The sequence below is a fragment of the Mesorhizobium sp. WSM4837 genome (genome assembly GCF_055811435.1).
Window position 1 is genome coordinate 1 of the sequence record NZ_JBVVQE010000294.1, and the last position, 221, is coordinate 221.

Genomic DNA, 221 nt, shown 5'->3' on the forward strand with positions numbered 1-221 from the left:
CGCCGCGCGGTTGGCGGTCGATGGCGCGCCCGTCATCGCCAGCTAAATAATTGTGGACGGCGCCTACGGGGGGGGGGCGGCTATCGGCGAAAAAGCGAAGGCGATCGCCGCCGACATTTCCGATCCGGCATCCGTCAAGGCGCTGTTCGCCGAGATCCAGGCACTGACCGGTGGCATCGATATCTTGGTCAACAACGCCAGCATCGTGCCCTTCGTCGCCT

General features: G+C 64.7%; 1 protein-coding gene. It reads left to right on the top strand.

Translation table 11 applies throughout. The features are described 5' to 3' along the window. Positions 1-52: 52 nt before the first annotated feature. A partial coding sequence (locus AC0L3D_RS37150) for an SDR family NAD(P)-dependent oxidoreductase (protein WP_473647594.1) occupies positions 53-221 on the top strand: 169 nt, incomplete at its 3' end.